Genomic DNA, 21,848 nt, shown 5'->3' with positions numbered 1-21,848 from the left:
AATTTATCGTAATTCTGTTATTTTCGCAACATCCATATCACTGTAATCTAAATTTTCACCAGCCATACCCCAAATAAAAGTATAATTTGAAGTTCCAGATCCAGAGTGTATAGACCATGGTGGAGATATTACCGCTTGGTGGTTTTGCATCCAAATATGTCTTGTTTCCTGTGGCTGCCCCATAAAATGACATACCGCTTGGTCTTCTGGAATTTCAAAATAAAAATAAACTTCCATTCGTCTGTCATGCACATGGGCAAGCATAGTATTCCAAGAACTTCCTAATTTTAAAGTAGTCATTCCCATTTGCAATTGGCAAACATCAACAACACTGTTTACAATATACTTTCTTAAAGTACGCGCATTTGCTGTTTCAGGAGCACCTAGCTCTATAACTTCAACATCATTAATTCCAATTTTCTTATTAGGGTACAGGGCAAACGCATTAAGAAATGTTCACATTTTATAGCCATCAGGCTTTGATAATTATCTAAAAACCAATGATTTAATTGTTGCTTTTTATATAAGATATTTGTATATTATATTGATAATCAATATTTTATGTAATTTGAAAACAACAAACAAACTAAGGACTATATTTGGTCAAATACCCGACTTTAGACGCTCCCACAAGCAACTTTACGATTTAGAAAGCATCCTTCTCATTGGCATTATTTCGGTGATTTGTGGTGCAGAATTGTGGAATGAAATGGAAGACTATGCCTGTGCAAAAGAAGAATTTTTGCGAACCTTTCTGGAATTACCTAATGGAATTCCATCACATGATACTTTTAATCGTGTATTTTCTAATATAAACAGCAATGAGTTTGAAACTTGCTTTATTGAATGGGTCAGTATCCTAGCACAACTTAATCCTAAAGAAATTATAGCCATAGATGGTAAAACCATTAGAGGAGCGAAGTCTAACGGTAAAAAATCTCCAGTTCACATGGTTAGTGCTTGGGCCAATGATAACAATGTTGTTTTGGAACAAGTGAAAGTCTCTGAAAAGTCTAATGAAATTACAGCTATCCCAAAGTTATTAGAAGTTTTATCAATAGAAGATACCATTGTAACGATCGATGCTATGGGATGTCAAAGAGAGATAGCAACAAAAATAATTGACAAAAAAGCAGATTACATACTAGCAGTAAAAGAAAACCAAGCCCAGTTATATCAAGATCTCGAAGATGAATTTAGATTTGGAAAACACATACTAACTCATTTATCTAATGAATTAGACCATGGTAGGATTGAAACCAGAATATGTAGTATTATTACAGATTTTAAATTTACTGAGGACAATAATAAATGGAAAAACTTAACAACCCTTATAAAAATTGAAAGTACTCGTGAGTTTAAAAACTCCGACAAATCCATAGAAAAAGCTACACGATATTACATATCTAGTTTGTATGCTAATCCAGAAGATTTTCAAAAAGCCATTCGTTCGCATTGGGGAATTGAAAACAAACTTCATTGGACATTAGATGTGGCTTTCTCTGAAGATGCCTCTAGAAAAAGAGTCGGAAATGCATCGCAAAACTTCTCTATTTTAAACAAAATAGCATTGAATCTATTGAAAAATGAAAAATCAAGCAAAGTGGGAGTCAAAAGCAGAAGACTAAAGGCTGGATGGGACAATCATTACCTCATTAAAGTATTAAATCTAATGAAAGTTTAATGCGTTTGCCCTGAGGATTTTATGCCTTGTGGACTTGATGCATAACGTGTTTCGTATTTTGTTTTCTTTTGTTTATATTTATTGTTATTCAACGGTCACATGTAACATCCTAAATAATCATTTGGTTGTGTGATTAAATATTAATCATGGATGTTTCTATTTTATTTATAATTTTTCATTTGCAAGAGCAAATATAATAAAACATGTGTCCGGACACATAAAAAAATTTTATACTTAAGAAACACTAAGGTTATTAAGGATTGTTTTAGGTATGTTTTAGGAGAATAAAAAAAGCCTTTATAAGAAATAATCTTGTAAAGGCTTTGTACTGAAGACGGGACTTGAACCCGTACGTCCTAATGGACATTGGATTTTAAGTCCAACGTGTCTACCAATTCCACCACTTCAGCATTGGTATATTTTAAGAAAGTTTCAGAGCGAAAGACGGGATTTGAACCCGCGACCCTCACCTTGGCAAGGTGATGCTCTACCCCTGAGCTACTTTCGCAGTTTTATAATGAACGTACAACCTCTTGATTGCGGATGCAAATTTAAAATATTTCTAGGAATTGCAAAGCCTTTTACAAAAATAAATAAAAATATTATTTAGGCTTGTTTTTTCTTAACCAACATGCGCTTAATTTCATTAAGTTTCATAAGTGCTTCTACTGGTGTAAGGGTGTCAATATCTGTATGAAGAATTTCATCTCTAATGTTTTCTAAAAGTGGGTCATCAAGATTAAAAAAACTTAATTGCAAATCATCATTTAAGGTTTTTACCTTGTCTGTAAGTTCTTCACTAGAATGCGATTTTTCTAATTTTTCTAAAATTTTATTTGCTCGTCGTAAAACTTGTTGTGGCATACCAGCCATTTTAGCAACATGAATACCAAAACTATGAGCGCTACCACCTGCAACAAGTTTTCTTAAAAATAACACGTTGTCTTTTAATTCTTTTACAGATACATTGAAGTTTTTAATGCGGGTAAAAGTTTCACTCATTTCATTAAGCTCATGGTAATGTGTAGCAAATAAGGTTTTTGGTTTTGCAGGATGTTCATGAAGGTATTCACTAATTGCCCAAGCAATGGAAATTCCATCATAGGTACTTGTACCTCTTCCAATCTCATCTAACAACACTAAACTTCTATCTGAAATATTATTTAAAATAGAAGCTGTTTCATTCATCTCAACCATAAAGGTAGATTCTCCCATTGAAATATTATCACTAGCACCAACTCTTGTAAACATTTTATCTACCAAACCAATCCTAGCGTCTTTAGCAGGCACAAAACTTCCTATTTGAGCCAACAAAACAATTAAAGCAGTTTGACGTAAAATAGCCGATTTACCAGACATATTTGGCCCTGTAATCATGATAATTTGTTGCGTTGTTCTATCTAAAAAAACATCATTAGCAATATAGGCTTCACCAATTGGTAATTGTTTTTCAATAACAGGATGCCGACCATCTTTAATATCTAAATCAAAGGAATCATCTATTGTAGGATAGATGTAATTATTATCTTTTGCCAATTGAGAAAACCCACATAAACAATCTAGTTGACCGATTAAATAGGCATTTTGTTGTACCGCCTTAATGTATTGATTCATCCAAACCACCAATTCAGAAAACAACTGCTGTTCTATTGATAGGATACGTTCTTCAGCACCTAAAATTTTTGCTTCATATTCTTTGAGTTCTTCAGTTATATAACGCTCTGCGCTTACTAAAGTTTGTTTACGTATCCATTCTTCAGGAACTTTGTCTTTATGTGTGTTACGAACTTCAATATAATACCCAAAAACATTATTTGAAGCAATTTTTAGCGAAGTGATACCTGTACGCTCACTTTCGCGTTCTAACATATTATCCAAGTAATCTTTTCCAGATTTTGACAAACCTCTTAACTCATCCAATTCCGAAGAATAACCAGTAGCAATAGTGTTCCCTTTTAAAACATTAACTGGAGCATCTTCATTAAGAGTTTGTTTGATTTTCTCTCGAAGTACATCGCAGCTTTGAAGATTATCTCCAATAATTCTTAATGATTCATTTTCAGAGTTTGAAGCAATGCTTTTAATTGGCACAATTGCTTCTAAAGATTTTTTAAGTTGAATAACCTCGTGAGGTTTCACTTTTCCTGTAGCAGTTTTTGAAATTAAACGTTCTAAATCTCCAATATGTTTAATGTGGTTTTGAACCTTTTGAAGTACCACATCTTTTTTTGTAAGAAAATCGACTACCTCATGACGTTGCTTTATTTTTTTAACATTTTTAAGGGGTAAAGCCAACCAACGTTTTAACAACCGCCCACCCATTGGCGAGATGGTTTTATCAATAACATTTAAAAGTGTTACCGCATTGTTATTAGTAGAATTGTAAAGTTCTAAATTTCTGATAGTAAATTTATCCATCCAAACATAATCATCTTCAGCAATTCTAGAAATAGATGCAATGTGTTGCAATTTATGATGTTGCGTTTCACCTAAATAATGCAGAATGGAACCTGACGCAATGATACCTTCATATAAATCTTCAACACCAAAGCCTTTTAATGTTTTTGTATCGAAATGTTTGGTTAAAATTTCGTAAGCATAATCGTTTTGATACACCCAATCTTCCAAATAAAAGGAATGAAAATCACTCCCAAAAGTTTCATTAAAAAGCGTTCGCTTTTGTTTAGACACTAGCACTTCGCTTGGACTAAAATTTTGAAGCAACTTATCAATGTATTCCGCATTTCCTTGCGACGTTAAAAACTCTCCAGTAGAAATATCTAAAAACGAAATACCTATGTGATTTTTATCAAAATATACAGAACACAAAAAGTTATTCGATTTTGAAACTAAAACCTCATCATTTAAAGCCACACCAGGTGTTACTAATTCGGTTACCCCACGTTTTACAATGGTTTTGGTTTGTTTAGGGTCTTCTAATTGGTCGCAAATTGCAACGCGCTCACCTGCTTTTACTAATTTTGGCAAATAGGTGTTTAGAGAATGGTGCGGAAATCCTGCCAACGCTGTTTCGCTTTCACTTCCCGCTCCTCGTTTGGTTAAAATAATGCCTAAAATTCCTGCAGCTTTTACAGCATCACTTCCAAAGGTTTCGTAAAAATCACCTACCCGAAACAACAACAAAGCATCAGGATACTTAGCTTTAATAGCATTGTATTGTTTCATTAAAGGTGTTATTTTTTTTGCTTTTTTCTCCATGTTTTTGTCATTCCTATAAAGATAGAAATCTCAATGACGATATCATTTTTTAGTATTATTTTTACCAAAATTGTAGCATGCAATGTACTATTAATTTCATGTTTTTTTAACCTGATTTTTTAGAAGTTATCTACAATTAGAACGAGATTTCAACAATAACAAGATGCGAAAACTTAAAAATAGTGAATTAGACAGATTAAGCGTTGATGGATTTAAAACAGCTAAAAAAACACCAATAATTGTTATATTGGATAATATTAGGAGTTTAAACAATATTGGTTCGGTGTTTAGAACAAGTGATGCTTTTTTAATTGAAAAAATCTATCTCTGTGGTATAACGGCAACGCCACCTCATAAAGACATTCATAAAACGGCATTGGGAAGCACAGATACTGTAGATTGGGAATATGTTGAAAACACACTAGATTTGGTTAAACGCATGCAAACTAATAACGTTAAAGTGTGTTCTATTGAACAAGCTAAAAATGCTACCATGCTTAACAATTTTAACATTGAATCAAACACTAAATACGCTCTAATTTTTGGTAACGAAGTAAAAGGTGTATCTCAAGATGTGGTTTCTGCAAGCGACGTTGTTATTGAAATACCACAATTTGGCACCAAACATTCTTTGAATATTTCTGTGAGTTGTGGCATCGTGGTTTGGGATGTGTTTTCGAAGTTAGAAGTTAGAAGTTAGAATAATACTTTGCTGTCATTTCGAGCGCAGTCGAGAAATCTCATAGAATATGGCAAAAAAAGTCAAAAAACCCTGGCAAACAAAAGATGTGATGACTCAGATTTATGAGATGAACCTTTGGGGAGGGAAAGACTTTGATTTTTATTCTGGCGAAGGTTCACATCATCCAAAAATTGTAAAGCCATATTTAAAAGCTATAAAAACGTTTTTAAAATCTTTTGAAGAACTTCCAATAATTTGCGACTTAGGCTGTGGTGATTTTAATATTGGAAAACATCTGGTTGAATACACAAAAAAATATATTGGCGTTGATATTGTTGAAGCATTAATTGAAAGAAACAAAAAAAAATTTAACGCGATAAAATTAGACTTTCGTTGTTTAGATCTTGCAAAAGATGAATTACCTAAAGCAGACTGCATCATTCTACGCCAAGTATTACAACATTTATCTAATGCAGAAATAAAGAATATAGTTAACAAATTGAAAAACTATAAATATGTAATTTTAACCGAGCATATACCTTTAGGTAATTTTACTCCAAACAAAGACCTTATTTCTGGACAAGGTATTCGGTTAAAACAAAATAGTGGTGTTAATATTTTAAAGCCTCCTTTTAATTTTAAGGTTAAAGATAAAAAGCAACTAGATGAGTGTGTTTTAGAGAATAATAAAGGACGAATTGCAACTATATTATTTGAAGTGTTTTAAAAAGTTTAGTTTTACAGTTTAACATGATTCTAAACCTAATAAAACCGATCTTCCCTTATTGTTGAAAATGAAACACCTTTATTGAGCCGCAGTCGAAGTATTGAAACTGATTTACATCTAAAATCAAATAAGCTTAACTCCAAAATTACTTCCTGAAAATCTCACCCAAAAGCCATAAATAATCATCTCGATTTTTAATAAAGTCTCTATTAGAAATATCTATAATCTTTACATTAAAATCGTTTTGAGTTTTTAAAAACTCTAAATATCCAGCATTGATTTTTTCTAGATAATCATCTTTAATATTTTGCTCGTAATCACGTCCGCGTTTTTTAATGTTTTGCTGTAATTGTTCAGTGTTTTGATATAAATAGATATATAATTCAGGCTTTTTTAAATCTTTATACATCAAATAAAATAACTTTCTATACAAATTAAACTCATCTTCATTTAATGTGATTTTTGAAAAAATCAATGACTTAAACACATCGTAATCGCTTACAATAAAATCTTTAAACAAATCAAGTTGTGATAAATCGTCAGATATTTGCTGGTATCGATCTGCTAAAAACGACATTTCTAAAGTAAAAGCATAGCGGTTTACATCCTCATAAAACTTTGGCAAAAACGGATTATCAGCAAAACGCTCCAAAATTAATTTTGCATTAAAATCGTATGCCATTTTAGTCGCCAAACTTGTTTTTCCTGCACCTATATTTCCTTCAATAGCAATGTAATTGAATTTTGAAAAATGATATTGTTTACTTGGGTTTTTTAGCCAAATTTTAATCGGTTCTAAAACTGATTTATCTTCACATTCTTCAAGTAAAGCTGAAACTTTTTTATCTAGTTTTGTGTGTTTAATTTTGGAGGCAATATCATTTAAAGGTTGTAAAACAAATAGGCGTTTTTCCATTTCAGGATGTGGTACTTGCAGCGTTTTTGTATCGATAATTTTATCTTCAGCAAAAACAATATCTAAATCAATAATCCTCGCTTCGTAACCTTTGCCTTTTTTTCGTTTACGTCCTAACGCAGTCTCAATTGCCAGCAATTCTTTTAATACTTGTTTTGGTTTTAATTGAGATTCTAAAACCAAACAACAATTTAAAAAATCATCACTCTCAAAACCAAAAGCAGGCGATTTATAAACTTTAGAAATAAGTTTAATATGCCCTATTTTTACATATATGGCATCAATGGCTGTTTGTAAATTCTTGAATTTATCGCCTTTATTACTGCCTAATGCAATATAAAATGTAGTTGGTTTTAACATTATGGAGGTAAAATAAGAAAAAGTAAACGGTTTACTTGATATTTATTGTTTAGAATATCAATCTGCTTAATTCAACTTAAACTTAACATCTTGCGCTTCTAATTCGTTTAAAAGCTCTTGACTCACTTTTACTTTTTGCTTTCTACTTGGCATTATTAATTTAATTTTTTCTTTGGTATCGTACACTAAAAAGTTAAGAACTTGATTTCCTGGATGCATGTTTAATAATTCTTTTAAGGCTATAATTTTTTGTTCATTTAAATCGTTAATATCAACTTGTATAGACAGTTTTTTTGTGTAATTTTCCATAACATCATGTAATAACTGAAAACTATTAAACTGCAATCTTGGATCGCTCTTTTTACTTGTATCTTTATTTACCCAACCTTCACGCACAAAGGTTTTTACAAACACAAAATTGTTTTTCATTAAAAAATGACGAAACTTTAAATACTCTTCTCCAAAAATTCTAAACTCAAAGCTATCAGTGTAATCTTCTACCGTAAATAATGCCCAGCCTTTACCTTGTTTACTTACTCTGTGTTGCACATCGGTTACTACGCCTCCAAAAACAAGTTCTCTATTTACATAAGGTTCTAAATTATTAAACATCGCAACAGTAGCATTACAAAAGGTTTTCATTTCTGTTTTAAAATCGTCGAGCGGATGCCCAGATATATAAATACCAACTACCTCCCTTTCTTGAGCTAGTTTTTCCATGGTTCCCCACTCTTCGCATGGAGGCACTTGAGGTTCGGCAATCTGCACATCGCTAGCAGCTCCAAACAAACTTACTTGTGCAGAGTTTTCATTTTCTTGAAATTTGTTTCCAAACTTTATAGCTTTTTCTAAAAAGGCAATACCATCGCCTTCATCATAAAAATATTGTGCACGATGCGTACCACTAAAGCAATCAAAACCTCCTGCTAGTGCTAAATTTTGGAATGCTTTTTTATTAGCTGCGCGCAAATCGATTCGTTTCGCTAAGTCAAAAATAGACTTATAATGTCCATCTTTTTTTCTATTCTCAACGATTGTCATAACTGCACCATGACCAACACCTTTTATAGCACCCATTCCAAAACGCACCGCATTATCTTGATTTACCGAAAACTTATAGTAACTTTCATTTACATCGGGTCCAAGAACGTTTAATTTCATTCGTTTGCACTCTTCCATAAAGAAAGTTACTTGTTTAATATCGTTCATGTTGTTTGATAAAACGGCTGCCATATATTCTGCTGGATAATGCGCTTTTAAATAAGCTGTTTGATAAGCAATCCACGCATAACATGTAGAGTGGGATTTATTAAATGCGTAACTTGCAAAAGCTTCCCAGTCTTTCCAAACCTTTTCTAAAACTTTCGCATCATGTCCATTTGCACTTGCCTGTTCAATAAATTTAGGTTTCATTTTATCGAGTACAGCAATCTGCTTTTTACCCATTGCCTTACGCAATACATCAGCTTCACCTTTGGTAAATCCTGCTAATTTTTGCGACAGCAACATTACCTGCTCCTGATAGACTGTAATACCGTAAGTTTCCTTTAAATACTCTTCCATGGCGGGCAAATCGTACTCTATTTCTTCATCGCCATGTTTTCTGCGAACGAAACTCGGAATATATTCCATAGGACCTGGACGATACAAAGCATTCATCGCAATTAAATCTTCAAACACCGTTGGTTTTAAATCTCGAAGATGTTTTTGCATGCCAGGAGATTCGTATTGAAATACTCCAACGGTTTCGCCACGTTGAAATAACGCATAGGTTTCTTCATCGTCTAGCGGAAAGTTTTCTGGATCGAGCTGAATATCGTGTTTTGCTTTTACAATTTTCACGGTATCCTTTATTAAGGTTAAGGTTTTTAACCCTAAAAAATCCATCTTTAATAATCCCGCATCTTCAACTACAGAGTTATCAAATTGCGTAACATATAAATCTGAATCTTTGGCTGTGGCAACAGGAACAAACTTAGTAATGTCATCTGGCGTTATAATAACACCGCAGGCATGAATGCCCGTATTACGAACAGAGCCTTCTAATGCTCTTGCAGTATTTACAGTTTCTGCTTCTAAGTCTTCGCCTTCAGATATATTTAAAAGCTGATTGACTTTTTCTAAATCTTCGGCTCTAAATTTTTTGGCTAATTCCTTTTCATCTAAACCAAAAATCTTTCCTAGTTTAGACATGGTTGGGATTAATTTGGCAATCCTATCGGCATCAAATAAAGGCAAATCTAAAACTCGAGCTGTATCTCGAATTGAAGATTTTGCTGCCATAGTACCATAAGTAATAATTTGCGCCACTTGATTACTCCCGTATTTTTTTATCACGTAATCCATTACTCGACTTCGTCCTTCATCATCAAAATCAATATCAATATCGGGCATACTAATACGGTCTGGATTTAAGAAACGCTCAAAAAGCAAATCGTACTTTAGCGGATCAATATTGGTAATCCAAAGACAATAAGCCGCCACAGAACCTGCTGCTGAACCACGACCTGGACCAACAGAAACATCCATATTTCGAGCTTCGCGAATAAAATCTTCAACTATTAAAAAATATCCAGGATAGCCTGTATTTTCAATAACACTTAACTCAAAATCGATACGTTCTTTAATATCTTCTGAAAAGTTTTCACCATAACGTTTTTTTGCGCCTTCATATACCAAATGCTTTAAATAGGCATTTTCTCCACGCTTGCCACCATCAACTAAATCGTCTTCGCATTTAAATTCGTCTGGAATATCAAAGGCTGGCAATAACACATCGCGGGCTAATTGAAACGCCTCAACTTTATCTACAATATCTTGTACATTTAAAATAGCTTCAGGCGTATCCTGAAACAATTGTTTCATCTCTTCTGATGATTTAAAATAGTATTCTTGGTTGGGCAACCCGTACCTGTAGCCTCGTCCACGACCTATTGGTGTAGCTTGCTTTTCGCCATCTTTCACACAAAGTAAAATATCATGTGCATTAGCATCATCTTGATTTTGGTAATAGGTATTATTAGTAGCTATTAATTTAACATTATGCTTTTTAGCAAGTTGAATTAAAGTAGGGTTTACTCGATTTTCATCTTCTTGATTATGGCGCATTAACTCGACATACAAATCATCTTCAAATTCATTTTTCCACCAAAGCAATGCTTCTTCAGCTTGATTTTTACCAATGTTTAAAACTTTACTTGGAACTTCGCCATATAAATTTCCTGTTAAACAAATTAAATCTTGTTTATATTTTTGAATGAGGTTTTTATCAATTCGTGGTAAATAATAAAACCCATCAACAAATGCATGCGACGATAATTTTGCCAGATTATGATAGCCATTTTTGTTTTTTGCTAAAAGCACGATTTGATAACCATTGTCTTTTCTAGTTTTATCTAAATGGTTTTCACACACAAAAAACTCGCAACCAATAATAGGCTTTATTTCTTTAACTGCAACATTTTCTCCAGTTTCTAGTGCTGCCTTAATTTTAGCTTTAACACCACTATTGTGCTTATTTACAGCATTTACAAAATGAAATGCCCCCATCATATTAGCATGATCTGTTAATGCTACAGCTGGCATATTGTATCCGGCTGCTGCCGATACAATATCAGACACACTCATAGTAGATTGTAAAACTGAAAACTGCGAATGGTTATGTAAATGAACAAAATCGAAATCTTCTAAAATCGAAACATTTTGTTTAATTTCTGATGATGAAATATTAGTAGTTTGAGTCTGCTTTAAACGCTCGTTAATTCTAGCACTTTCTTTTTTTAAATTGATATGCTTTAATCCTATAAGCTGAATAGTTTTGGGGTTGACCTCTTTAAATTTTTGAAAATAATCAGGCTCAACATCAAGCTGTTCTTTGGTATATTTTCCCAATCTAATCAATTCGAAAAAACAACGTGTTGTTGCTTCAACATCGGCAGTGGCATTATGTGCTTCGGCAAAAGGGATATCAAATAAAAACTCATGAAGCTCGGTTAATGTTGGCAACTTAAACTTACCATAGCGCCCACCAGGAATTTGGCATAAACTTGCGGTATGCTCTGTACAAGTGTCTAAAACGGGTAATTCTTGTAGTGGGTTTACAACATCGCCACGTACAAATTCGGCACCCATTATATTTAAATCGAACTTTACGTTCTGCCCAACCACAAATTTGGTTTTACTTAATGCCTCATTAAATTTTTCTAAAACCTCTATTAGCGGAACACCTTGCTCTTGTGCTAATTCGGTTGAAATGCCGTGAATTTTTTCAGCATCATAAGGTATGTTAAAACCGTCTGGTTGCACCAAATAATCTTGACTTTCAATACAATTACCCATAGCATCGTGTAATTGCCATGCAATCTGTATACACCTTGGCCAATTATCGGTATCGGTAATGGGTGCGTCCCAGCGCTTTGGTAATCCCGTGGTTTCTGTATCAAAAATTAAGTACATGCTTTATGTTTATTTGTTGCTGCATTTATTTGTTCAATCGCAAATAACGAGCTTATAAAAATACGTAGAATTTATACTTTTTTAACGCGAAGTTTTTAAGAGTTGTGAACAAATTTTTAATACCTATTCAATAAAATTATCCTATTTTAGAGCATTAAAAAAATTTTCATGAAGTTTAAAATTTACTTAATATTAATTTCAATGTCTTTATTTAGTTGTACTACTCAAAATTCTATTTTATATGTTGGAACATATACAAATGGAGATAGTGAAGGAATTTATAGTTTTCAGTTTAATACAGAAACTGGCGAGTTAAGCAATAAACAGTTAGCAGCCTCTACAGATAACCCGTCTTTTATTACTTTTTCAGAAGACCGAAAATACCTTTATGCAGTTGGTGAAGGGAAAACTGGTGCTGTTTCTGCGTTTAAAGTTGGAAATGAGAATAATTTAGAATTAATAAATACTGCTGATAGTAATGGAGGTGCACCTTGTCATATTTCAATTAATAAAAATCGTGCGGTAGTTTCAAATTATAGTGGTGGTACAGTTTCAATTTACTCGATTAATAGTGACGGTTCTTTAAATGAAGCTTCTCAGGTTTTTAACCACAACTCAGATAGTATAGCATCGCATGCGCATTCTGCCCAATTTTACAAGGATCAATTATATGTTTCTGATTTAGGAAGAAATGGAGTTTACAACTATAAACTTGAAAATGACGCATATAAATTGGTTGATTCTTCTATTCTTAACATGACAGAAAAAGCAGGTCCTAGACATTTTTCATTAACAAAAGGCGGCCAGTTTATATATATTATCAATGAATACGCTAACACAATAACATCGGGAAAAAAGGCCGCTGGAGGTTTTGAACTTTTACAAAACATCTCAACTTTAGCAGATGATTTTAAAGCGAAAAGTTACTGTGCAGATATTCATTTATCTGATGACGAGCGTTTTTTATATGGATCAAATCGTGGCGAAAATTCTATTGCTGTTTTTAAACGAAACACTAATTCTGGAAAACTTGAAAAGATTCAAAATATAAGTGTGCATGGCGATTGGCCGCGTAATTTTACTATCGACCCATCGGGTAAATTCTTATTAGTAGCTAACCAAAAAAGTAGTAATATATCTGTTTTTAAAATTAAAAAAGAAACCGGAAAGCTAAGTTTTCTTCATGATATAAAAACAGATACTCCTGTATGTTTATTATTTTAAATAAAGTACTGGTAATTAAGAAATAATAAAGTATATTTGCGCCCTTATTAATAACCGAGGTCGAGAACCTCAAATAATTAATTATTATGCCAGTAAAAATTAGATTACAAAGACACGGTAAAAAAGGGAAACCTTACTATTGGATTGTTGCAGCCGATGCACGATCAAAAAGAGATGGTAAATACTTAGAAAAACTAGGCGCTTACAATCCAAACACAAATCCAGCAACAGTTGAATTAAACGTTGATGGCGCTGTAAAATGGCTACAGAATGGTGCACAACCAACTGATACAGCTAAAAACTTATTATCTTATAAAGGTGCTTTATTAAAAAATCATCTTGTAGGAGGTGTTAGAAAAGGTGCTTTAACTGAAGAGCAAGCAGAAGCTAAATTTACTGCTTGGTTAGAAGAAAAAGCTGCTAAGATTCAAGCTAAATCTGACGGATTATCTAAGGAAGAAGCTAAAGCTAAAGCGGATGCTCTAGCTGCAGAAAAAGCTGTTAACGAAGCACGAATTGCTGCTGCAGCTCCTGTAGTTGAAGAGGAAGCTCCAGCTGAAGAAGCAGAAGCTTCAAACGAAGAAGAATAAAAACATTTATTTTTATACTTTTAAACTCCGATAGACCCTATCGGAGTTTTTTATTTTTAATATTATGCAAAAAAAAGACTGTTTTTACTTAGGTAAAATTGTAAAAAAGTATAGCTTTAAAGGCGAGGTTTTAGCAAAATTAGATACCGATCAGCCAGAAATATACGAACACTTAGATGCTATTTTTTTAGAATTGAGAAACAATCTTGTCCCTTTTTTTGTTGAAAGTTCCCAACTACATAAATCTGAATTGTTACGTATTAAATTTGAAGATGTAGACACCGAAGCGGATGCAGATGCTATTATGAAAAGCCACTTGTACTTACCTTTAGATTTACTACCTAAACTTGAAGGCAATAAGTTTTATTTTCATGAGATTATTGGGTTTAATATAACAGATGTAAATTTTGGAAATGTGGGTATAATAAAGGACATCAACGATTCAACAGCACAATCACTTTTTGAAATAGACCGAAATGGTGTTGAAATTTTAATACCAATGAATGATGAGTTTATTGTAAAAGTCGATCGAGATAATAAGACTATTATTGTTGAAACACCTGAGGGTTTAATTGATTTATATTTAGAAGAATAATTGTCATTCCTGCGAAGGCAGGAATCTAAAACATTATATGTAATTTTAAAATGGATTCCTGCCTTCGCAGGAATGACAGACATGGTGAAACCCTTCAAATTTAAAAAATTTACAGTTAATCAAGATCTATGTGCCATGAAAATCGGTACAGATAGTGTATTACTTGGTGCTTGGACTTCAGTAAAAAACAATCCATTTTCTATTTTAGATATTGGATCTGGAACTGGAATTATTGCACTTATGTTAGCACAACGCAGTAATGCGGAGTTAATTGATGCCATTGAAATTGATGCCAATGCTTACGAACAATGTGTTGGCAATTTTGAACAATCGCCTTGGAGTGATCGATTGTTCTGCTACCACGCCTCTCTTAAAGAATTTAATGAAGAAATAGAAGACAAATACGATCTTATTATTTCAAATCCACCTTTTTACTCTGAAGACTATAAAACTAAAAATGAGCAACGCGATTTAGCACGTTTTACAGATGCGATGTCTTTTGAACATTTAATTGAATGTGTTTCTAATTTACTTTCAGAAAATGGTACTTTTTCTGTTATTATTCCTTTTAAAGAAGAGTTTAATCTTATCGATTTGGCTTCAAAAGTAAATTTAATTCCAAACAGAATACTTCATGTGAAAGGCAACCCCAACTCAGAAATAAAACGAAGTTTAATAGAATTCTCCTTTCATAAAATCAATATTGAAAAATCTAAGCTTACTATTGAAACTGAACGCCATCAATATACCCATGACTACGTTAACCTTACTAAAGATTTTTATTTAAAAATGTAACAATGGAGGTTTTAGCGAAAACACTTTTAAAAACTACTCGCCTGAAACTATAGTTAATTCTGGCAAAGTATCTTTTATTCTTTTAACGCCTTCCTCAGAAATATTAGTTTTCCAAATGTAAAGTTTTTTTAGACTTTTTAACTTTTGAAGATTTTTAATACTTGCATCAGTTATTGGGTTTCCGTAAATATTTAAGTATTCTAAATTCTTTAATTCAGCCAAATGCTCTAAACCATTATCAGATAAATTTGCATTATTGATTCTTAATTCTGTTAGGTTTTTAAACTGGCTTATTTTAGATGTCAATTCATCCTTAACATCAATATTAGCAAGGGTTAGCCATGTAACATTATCTTTTACTGATAAAAGCACATCAAGCTTCTTTTCACTTAATGGGTGTTTGTTATATGAAGAATACCTAGTCTCTAACAAAGCACTTTCGTTAATAATTGGTTTTATTTTAAACCCTTGTTGTTTAATAGAATCAATAATTTGAGGGCTAACTTTTGTAAGATTCAAGCTTTCTAAAAATGTTTTCTTTAAGCCAATTCCAACTTCTTGTAAATAGCTTTTAATTCTATCGGTTAAATTTAATTCAATAATCTTTTTATCGAAATGAGCGCCTTCATTAATCCACCATTCTATAAGCACAGTCTCTTCGTTTGTTAAAGGTGTTCTACCCTCGGTCGGCATAAACTCTTTGTGATTTGGATCTAGAGTTATGCGTCTATAAAGCTCACTTTTTGGAGCATCACCAGAGGCTATAACCTCTCCATTTTCACCGCCTTTTAATATACTTTCGGGGCTAATCAATAACAACTCCCCTTTTGCTTTATCGTTATTATGGCACACGTTACATTTCGATTCGAAAATAGGATGTATAACATCTTCATAAACCAGTGCAGAATCTAAATCAGTAACACGTTCTCTAGCAGGTTTCATTCCTGCCATACTTCGTATAGAACTTGGAGCATATTCTAATAAATAATTAGACCCATGTGTTAAATTACCACCATTATGCCCTGCAACAAAAAGTAAAATCATTACAACTGTTACTATTACAGGATAGCTTTTTTTCATCCAAACTGCTTTACTTTGTTTTCTTTTAATTAAAAAAAGCACAAAAGTTAAGATAATCATTATAATACCAGTCCATTTATGGGTGCTTAAAGTATCTTCATTATAACCGCCATCAGAAGCTAGCATTAAACCCAAAATAATTGAAAGCGAGCCAAATATAGCACCGAGTAAAAAAGAATAGCGAATAGCTAAGTTTAAGTCAACCTTTTTCTTTAATGCTATAAGCTCGAAAAAGACAGCTATTACAATAAAACCAATAGGCAAATGCACAAGCATTGCATGAAATCGACCAAAAAATTGAAATATATCTGTTTCTAAAAAAAGTGTCATAAACTATCTACTATCACAAACTATTTATTATAAATATCTTTTTCTCCATTCCTGCATCATATGCACATTAATAGCCCATTGATCTGCTAATGGTTGTTTGGTGTACGGCATGGTCCACATATAATTTTCTGGTCCAAATTCTGTAGTCATTGTTAATGGTTTACCTGCTTCTTTTTTTGAATTCACAATTTTATCCCACCAACTAAAATGAGCATTAACAGCGCTTTGCCACTCTGGAGCTCTTGGCTCTGGCACTTGCGGCCCTTCTTCGTGACCTATTCTAGAATGTATATGGGCGGTGCGGTTTAACGCTTTAGCAACAGCCTCCTTTTGATTGTCTAACAAACTTTCAGCTACCACACACCAATGTGAAATATCTAAAGTTAATTTTAACTCTGAAAGTTCATCTATAAAGTGCTCACAAATATGTGGCGCAAATAACATACGGCCGCGATGGGTTTCTTGATATACTGGAATACCAGACGCTTTAGATTCTTTAATAGCAAATTCTATAAGTTGTTTACTTTCTTTAAATGAAAAAAAATCTTTTCCAGCATGACAATTTATAAAATCTGGCTTTTTCGCAATCACTTTAAGCAAGTTTTTAGCGTAACTTTCTTGATGCGCTTTAAAAGTATTTCCTCCACTTCCAGTTAACGCTCCGAATCTTAAATCATATTTATCGAGAGCCTCGTATAAGACTTCTTCATCGGCTTTATTATTTGGAAACCAATCTTCTATGCCATCATAGCCTTCCTTTTTTGCTTGCTTACAGAACGCGTCCATTGATCCATTAAACCCCCATTTTGTAGCATATATTTTAAGATTAAAACCAGCTTTTGGGACTACCTGTATTGGCGAATCCATACTTGTTAAAAGTAATCCCGCACTTGCTGCCGTTGCTGTATTAATAAATTGTCTTCTCGTTTGTTTCATCTTCTAAATCTTAGGCTTAAAATTAAACGAGCAAATCTTTAATGACACGACCATGAACATCGGTGAGTCTAAAATCTCTTCCTTGAAAATTATAGGTAAATTTTTCATGATTAATCCCCAACTGATTTAATATTGTGGCTTGTAAATCGTGAATATGCACTCTATCTTTAATACCGTAATACCCTATTTCATCTGTTTCTCCATATGAAAAACCGCCTTTAATGCCGCCACCAGCCATCCAAATGGTATAAGCTTCTGTATGATGATCGCGACCATAATAAGGCATAATTCTTCCTTCTCGATTTTCTCGCATTGGTGTACGCCCAAATTCTCCTCCCCAAACTATTAAAGTATCATCTAAAAGTCCGCGCTGTTTTAAATCTTTTACTAAAGCAGTCATAGGTTTATCTATTTCTTTGCTTTTGGCTCGTAACCCTTCATTTAAAGAACCTGCTTTACTATCACCGTGCATATCCCAACCCCAATCATATAATTGCACAAACCTAACGCCTTGTTCTACCAACCTTCTTGCTAGTAAGCAATTGTTAGCAAAAGAAGTCTCACCCTGCTTTGCACCATACATTTCTCGAATATAATCTGGCTCTTTAGAAACATCCATAACATCTGGCACCGAAATTTGCATTTTAAATGCCATTTCGTACTGTGAAATACGCGATAACGTTTCATCGTCATTAAACTCTTTATGCTGCTTTTTATTAATATCGTTAATGGCTTTTAATGATTTTTTTCGAATATCTCTACTCATACCATTAGGATTAGAAACATAAAGAATTGGATCTCCAGAATTACGACATTGCACGCCTTGATATTCTGAAGGTAAAAACCCGCTTCCCCAAGCATTTTTTCCAGCACTAGGATTTTTTCCACCAGAAACCAACACCATATATCCTGGTAGATTATCGTTTTCTGAACCTAAGCCATAGGTAACCCAAGCTCCCATACTTGGCCTGCCAGATCGAGCACTTCCTGTTTGCAATAGTAACTGCGCTGGTGCATGATTAAACTCATCGGTATGCATCGATTTAACAATGGAAACATCATCAACAATAGTACTAAAGTAAGGTAAAGCATCTGAAATATATGTTCCTGATTCTCCATATTTTTTAAAATTAAATTGAGGTCCTAACATTTTAGGTATACCTTGAATAAAAGCAAAACGCTTCCCTTCTAACAAGGATTTCGGACAGTCTAAATCGTGTAATTTTTGTAATTCAGGCTTATAATCAAAAAGCTCTAATTGCGATGGTGCTCCTGCCATGTGCAAATAAATAACACGTTTTGCTTTTGGTAAAAAATGCGGTAAGTTTTTTGCATTAAACACCGTATTATTATTACTCGCAAATAGTTGTTGCGGACCAATTAATGATGATAATGCTATACCGCCTAGACCTGTTGTACATTGTTTTAAAAAATGTCTTCTTGTTGTAAACTCTAATTTTCGTTTCTGTGCTTCGTTGTACAAATCCATTTTTAAAATGTTTAATTTTTTACAAGAAATTCATCCATATTCATTAAAGCATTTACCACTACAGTAAGTGATGCCAATTCTAAATTTTCAGAATTTACAAGCTCAAAAGCTTCTTCTTTATTATTTGTGTAGTAAGCTTCAGTTTCTACCAGTAAATTAGACAAAATTTTAGACTTTTCTTTAGTTATTTTTTTACCCATTACTTTTTTATAAGCTAAATCTACCTTTGCCTTTTTATTCCCTTCAATACTTTTTACTTGTTGCGCTAAATTAATTGCCGCATCAAAATACACAGGGTCATTTAGAGTTATTAAAGCTTGAAGCGGGGTATTAGTATTTATTCTTCTAGACAGACACGTTTCTCTTTCTGAAGCATCAAAACTTATAAATGATGGATAAGGGCTAGAGCGCCTTAAATAAGTGTAAAGACCTCTACGGTAAGCATCCTCTCCTTTACTAGTTTTCCATTGGTCATCATTATAAACTACTGTCCAAACACCATCTGGTTGAGGTGGCATTACACTTGGGCCATACATTTTATTGCTTAGCAAACCAGAAACTGTTAAAGCTTGATCGCGTATTTGTTCTGCAGATAAACGTACTCGTGGACTTCTGGCTAACCATTGGTTGTAAGGGTCTTTTGCTTTAGCATCTTCAGAAATCACAGAACTTTGCTTATAGGTATCGGATAAAACAATAGTTCTCAATAACTTTTTTATACTCCAGTTCCATTCTTTTGAAAATCTATTTGCTAACCAATCTAGTAATTTAGGATGTGTTGGTTTATCGCCTAATGTTCCAAAATCTTCAGAGGTAACAACAATCCCTTTTCCAAATATTTTAGACCAAAATCTATTAGCAATAACTCTTCCTGTTAAGCTATTTTCTTCATTAACCAACCATTTTGCAAGGTCTAATCTATTTTTAAATTCATCATTATTAGGATTAAATAACTTAGGGATAGTCGCTGAAACTGTATCGGTTTTTACAAGCCAATTTCCTCTATCAAACATTTGTGTTACACGACTAAAACCCTTTTGTTTTTCAACCATTACTGGTGTTGTATACCTATAAGATGCATTTAATAGTTGGTCTATTTTTGTATAGACATTTGCGTATTCTTCATTTTTATTGGTTGGCAATTTTTCGCCTAATAAAAAGCCATCAATTGAACATTGATAATCTTTATCAGTACTTTTAAAATGAAAGAATAAATCGGCTCGTTTAGAAGTTGTGCTTATTTTAATAGGTACATTTTCAAATCCCCTAGTTGCATTTAATTTTAACTCACCAATAACCGAACCGTTGAGGCTGTCAGCCTTAACCAATAAGTTTCCTTTAATTTTTTCACCTTGATTATAGTTTATATATATTCTATCAATATTGTCTAACCCAACATCTTTAAGTTTAACATATGATTCATTATAAACCAACATGTAATCTTGACCAGATCTATTATGATGAATGGTGTTTTTTGTTTCATTAAAATCTTCTGGTCTTATTTTTGGCTCTTGAATATGAATGAAATTTGTCCACTTATTAGCTTCTGTTTCAGACGATATATTAGAAATCCATTTATTAATACCATCAAGTTCTATTTGGGTGATGCTATCAAACTCCCTATATACTGGATGCTCTGTTGGTACATCCCAATCTGAAGTATTATTAAAAAATGCAAATGACTTATAAAACTCATCTTGTGTAATGGGGTCGTAAGGGTGACTATGGCATTGTACGCAACCCATAGTTGTAGATTGCCATATCTCCCAAGTGGTATTTACACGGTCTATTACCGCTGATATTCTATATTCTTCGTTATCTGTTCCGCCTTCACCATTATTTAATGTATTTCTATGAAATGCTGTGGCGATTAACTGATCTTTTGTAGGATTCGGTAATAAATCGCCAGCTAATTGTTCAATAGTAAATTGATCGAATGGCATGTCTTCATTTAAAGCCTTAATGACCCAATCTCTATACCGCCATATTTGTCTGCCTCTATCTGCTTCATAACCTTTAGAATCTGCATATCTAGCCAAGTCTAACCACATACTAGCCCAATGTTCTCCATATTTTGGTGAATCTAAAAGAGCATCAACTAATGTTTCATAACGCGTATCAGAAGTGTTATTTATAAAGGCTTCAATCTGTTCTGTAGTTGGTGGCAAACCAATTAAATCAAGATACACGCGCCTTACCAAATCGTATGGATTAGCTTCTTCATTTGGAGAAAGATTATTCGATTTCATCTTTTGATAAACAAAAGCATCAATTTGGTTATTGCCCCAATCTAATTCTATTTCTGGCACTTCGGGCTCGTTAGGCTTTAAATAAGCCCAGTGTTCTTGCCACTCTGCTCCTTGTTCAATCCACTTAGTAAGTGTTTTAATGTCTTCTTTACTAAGTGGCTCTCTTTCTAGTGGCATTATCATTTCTGGGTCTTTATGGGCAATTCTAGAAATCATTTCACTTTTTTCAGGATATCCTGGCACAACACCTATCTTACCATTAATGGTCTCTGCTAAGGCATTCTCTCTAAACACCAAACCAAACCCTCCAGACTGCTTAACCCCACCATGGCAACTAATACAATTCTTATTAAGTATGGGACGCACCTGAGCATTAAAATTAATTTTATCCTCCTTACAAGAGGTTAGCAATACAATTAATATCACTATAAAAACATTTGTCAATTTAAAAGAAGTTAATTCCAATGCTATTAAATTTATATGGGTAAATATATATATTTATAAATTACAATTTTAA

General features: G+C 33.1%; 14 protein-coding genes, 2 tRNA genes and 1 pseudogene. 7 read left to right on the top strand and 10 right to left on the bottom strand.

What is annotated here, in order from left to right; genetic code table 11:
* Positions 1 to 3: 3 nt before the first annotated feature.
* Positions 4 to 432 (bottom strand): annotated as a pseudogene (locus L3X37_RS03820) (5-deoxy-glucuronate isomerase); the annotation flags it as partial.
* Positions 433 to 568: 136 nt separating this feature from the next.
* Between L3X37_RS03820 and L3X37_RS03815 the strand changes: the two are divergent.
* Positions 569 to 1,684: an ISAs1 family transposase gene (locus L3X37_RS03815; RefSeq protein ID WP_237238847.1), complete on the top strand. Its 1,116-nt coding sequence runs from the start codon at positions 569 to 571 to the stop codon at positions 1,682 to 1,684.
* A gap of 326 nt (positions 1,685 to 2,010) precedes the next feature.
* On the opposite strand, the gene L3X37_RS03810 is transcribed toward L3X37_RS03815, so the two are convergent.
* The 3 genes from L3X37_RS03810 to mutS all read right to left on the bottom strand — a co-directional run bounded on the left by L3X37_RS03810 (position 2,011) and on the right by mutS (position 4,903).
* Positions 2,011 to 2,094 (bottom strand) — tRNA-Leu (locus L3X37_RS03810).
* Between the two features lie 26 nt (positions 2,095 to 2,120).
* Positions 2,121 to 2,192, bottom strand: a tRNA-Gly gene (locus L3X37_RS03805).
* Between the two features lie 98 nt (positions 2,193 to 2,290).
* Positions 2,291 to 4,903: a DNA mismatch repair protein MutS gene (gene mutS / locus L3X37_RS03800; RefSeq protein WP_237238846.1), complete on the bottom strand. Its 2,613-nt coding sequence runs from the start codon at positions 4,901 to 4,903 to the stop codon at positions 2,291 to 2,293.
* Positions 4,904 to 5,066: 163 nt separating this feature from the next.
* Between mutS and L3X37_RS03795 the strand changes: the two genes are divergently transcribed.
* Together L3X37_RS03795 and L3X37_RS03790 are read left to right on the top strand one after the other, a co-directional pair.
* Positions 5,067 to 5,603, top strand: a complete 537-nt coding sequence (locus L3X37_RS03795) for an RNA methyltransferase (RefSeq protein WP_237238845.1) — start codon at positions 5,067 to 5,069, stop codon at positions 5,601 to 5,603.
* 49 nt (positions 5,604 to 5,652) lie between these two features.
* Entirely contained in the window at positions 5,653 to 6,312 is a 660-nt protein-coding gene (locus L3X37_RS03790) for a class I SAM-dependent methyltransferase (protein ID WP_237238844.1), read from the top strand.
* 145 nt (positions 6,313 to 6,457) lie between these two features.
* Here L3X37_RS03790 and folK read toward each other — a convergent pair whose 3' ends face one another.
* Together folK and dnaE are read right to left on the bottom strand one after the other, a co-directional pair.
* Positions 6,458 to 7,588 carry a 2-amino-4-hydroxy-6-hydroxymethyldihydropteridine diphosphokinase gene (folK, locus tag L3X37_RS03785; RefSeq protein ID WP_237238843.1) on the bottom strand — a complete coding sequence of 377 codons (1,131 nt, stop codon included), beginning with the start codon at positions 7,586 to 7,588 and terminating at the stop codon, positions 6,458 to 6,460.
* Positions 7,589 to 7,654: 66 nt separating this feature from the next.
* Positions 7,655 to 12,043 carry a DNA polymerase III subunit alpha gene (gene dnaE, locus L3X37_RS03780; protein ID WP_237238842.1) on the bottom strand — a complete coding sequence of 1,463 codons (4,389 nt, stop codon included), beginning with the start codon at positions 12,041 to 12,043 and terminating at the stop codon, positions 7,655 to 7,657.
* Between the two features lie 168 nt (positions 12,044 to 12,211).
* Here dnaE and L3X37_RS03775 point away from each other — a divergent pair, with 168 nt between their 5' ends.
* From L3X37_RS03775 to L3X37_RS03760, 4 genes are all read left to right on the top strand, one after another.
* Positions 12,212 to 13,267: a lactonase family protein gene (locus L3X37_RS03775; protein WP_237238841.1), complete on the top strand. Its 1,056-nt coding sequence runs from the start codon at positions 12,212 to 12,214 to the stop codon at positions 13,265 to 13,267.
* An 86-nt stretch (positions 13,268 to 13,353) separates the two neighbouring features.
* Complete coding sequence (locus L3X37_RS03770) at positions 13,354 to 13,857, top strand: 30S ribosomal protein S16 (RefSeq protein ID WP_237238840.1); 504 nt, start codon at positions 13,354 to 13,356, stop codon at positions 13,855 to 13,857.
* Positions 13,858 to 13,921: 64 nt separating this feature from the next.
* A complete protein-coding gene (gene rimM / locus L3X37_RS03765) occupies positions 13,922 to 14,452 on the top strand; it encodes a ribosome maturation factor RimM (RefSeq protein ID WP_237238839.1) in 531 nt (176 codons plus the stop codon).
* Positions 14,453 to 14,533: 81 nt separating this feature from the next.
* On the top strand, positions 14,534 to 15,247 hold the full coding sequence (locus tag L3X37_RS03760; protein ID WP_237238864.1) for a tRNA1(Val) (adenine(37)-N6)-methyltransferase: 714 nt from the start codon (positions 14,534 to 14,536) through the stop codon (positions 15,245 to 15,247).
* A gap of 33 nt (positions 15,248 to 15,280) precedes the next feature.
* On the opposite strand, the gene L3X37_RS03755 is transcribed toward L3X37_RS03760, so the two are convergent.
* Genes L3X37_RS03755 through L3X37_RS03740 form a run of 4 tightly spaced genes read right to left on the bottom strand, consistent with a single transcriptional unit; the run spans position 15,281 to position 21,757 of the window.
* Entirely contained in the window at positions 15,281 to 16,657 is a 1,377-nt protein-coding gene (locus L3X37_RS03755; RefSeq protein WP_237238838.1) for a DUF2231 domain-containing protein, read from the bottom strand.
* A gap of 27 nt (positions 16,658 to 16,684) precedes the next feature.
* Positions 16,685 to 17,593 (bottom strand): sugar phosphate isomerase/epimerase family protein, encoded by a 909-nt coding sequence (locus L3X37_RS03750; protein WP_237238837.1) that lies wholly within the window; start codon positions 17,591 to 17,593, stop codon positions 16,685 to 16,687.
* A 22-nt stretch (positions 17,594 to 17,615) separates the two neighbouring features.
* Entirely contained in the window at positions 17,616 to 19,082 is a 1,467-nt protein-coding gene (locus tag L3X37_RS03745; RefSeq protein ID WP_237238836.1) for a DUF1501 domain-containing protein, read from the bottom strand.
* Between the two features lie 11 nt (positions 19,083 to 19,093).
* Entirely contained in the window at positions 19,094 to 21,757 is a 2,664-nt protein-coding gene (locus tag L3X37_RS03740; RefSeq protein ID WP_237238835.1) for a DUF1553 domain-containing protein, read from the bottom strand.
* Positions 21,758 to 21,848 lie beyond the last annotated feature (91 nt).

Source organism: Wocania arenilitoris, assembly GCF_021728535.1.
Taxonomy (GTDB): domain Bacteria; phylum Bacteroidota; class Bacteroidia; order Flavobacteriales; family Flavobacteriaceae; genus Wocania_A; species Wocania_A arenilitoris.
The sequence above is the reverse complement of the archived record's forward strand: the minus strand, read 5'-3'. Positions and strand labels throughout refer to the sequence as shown.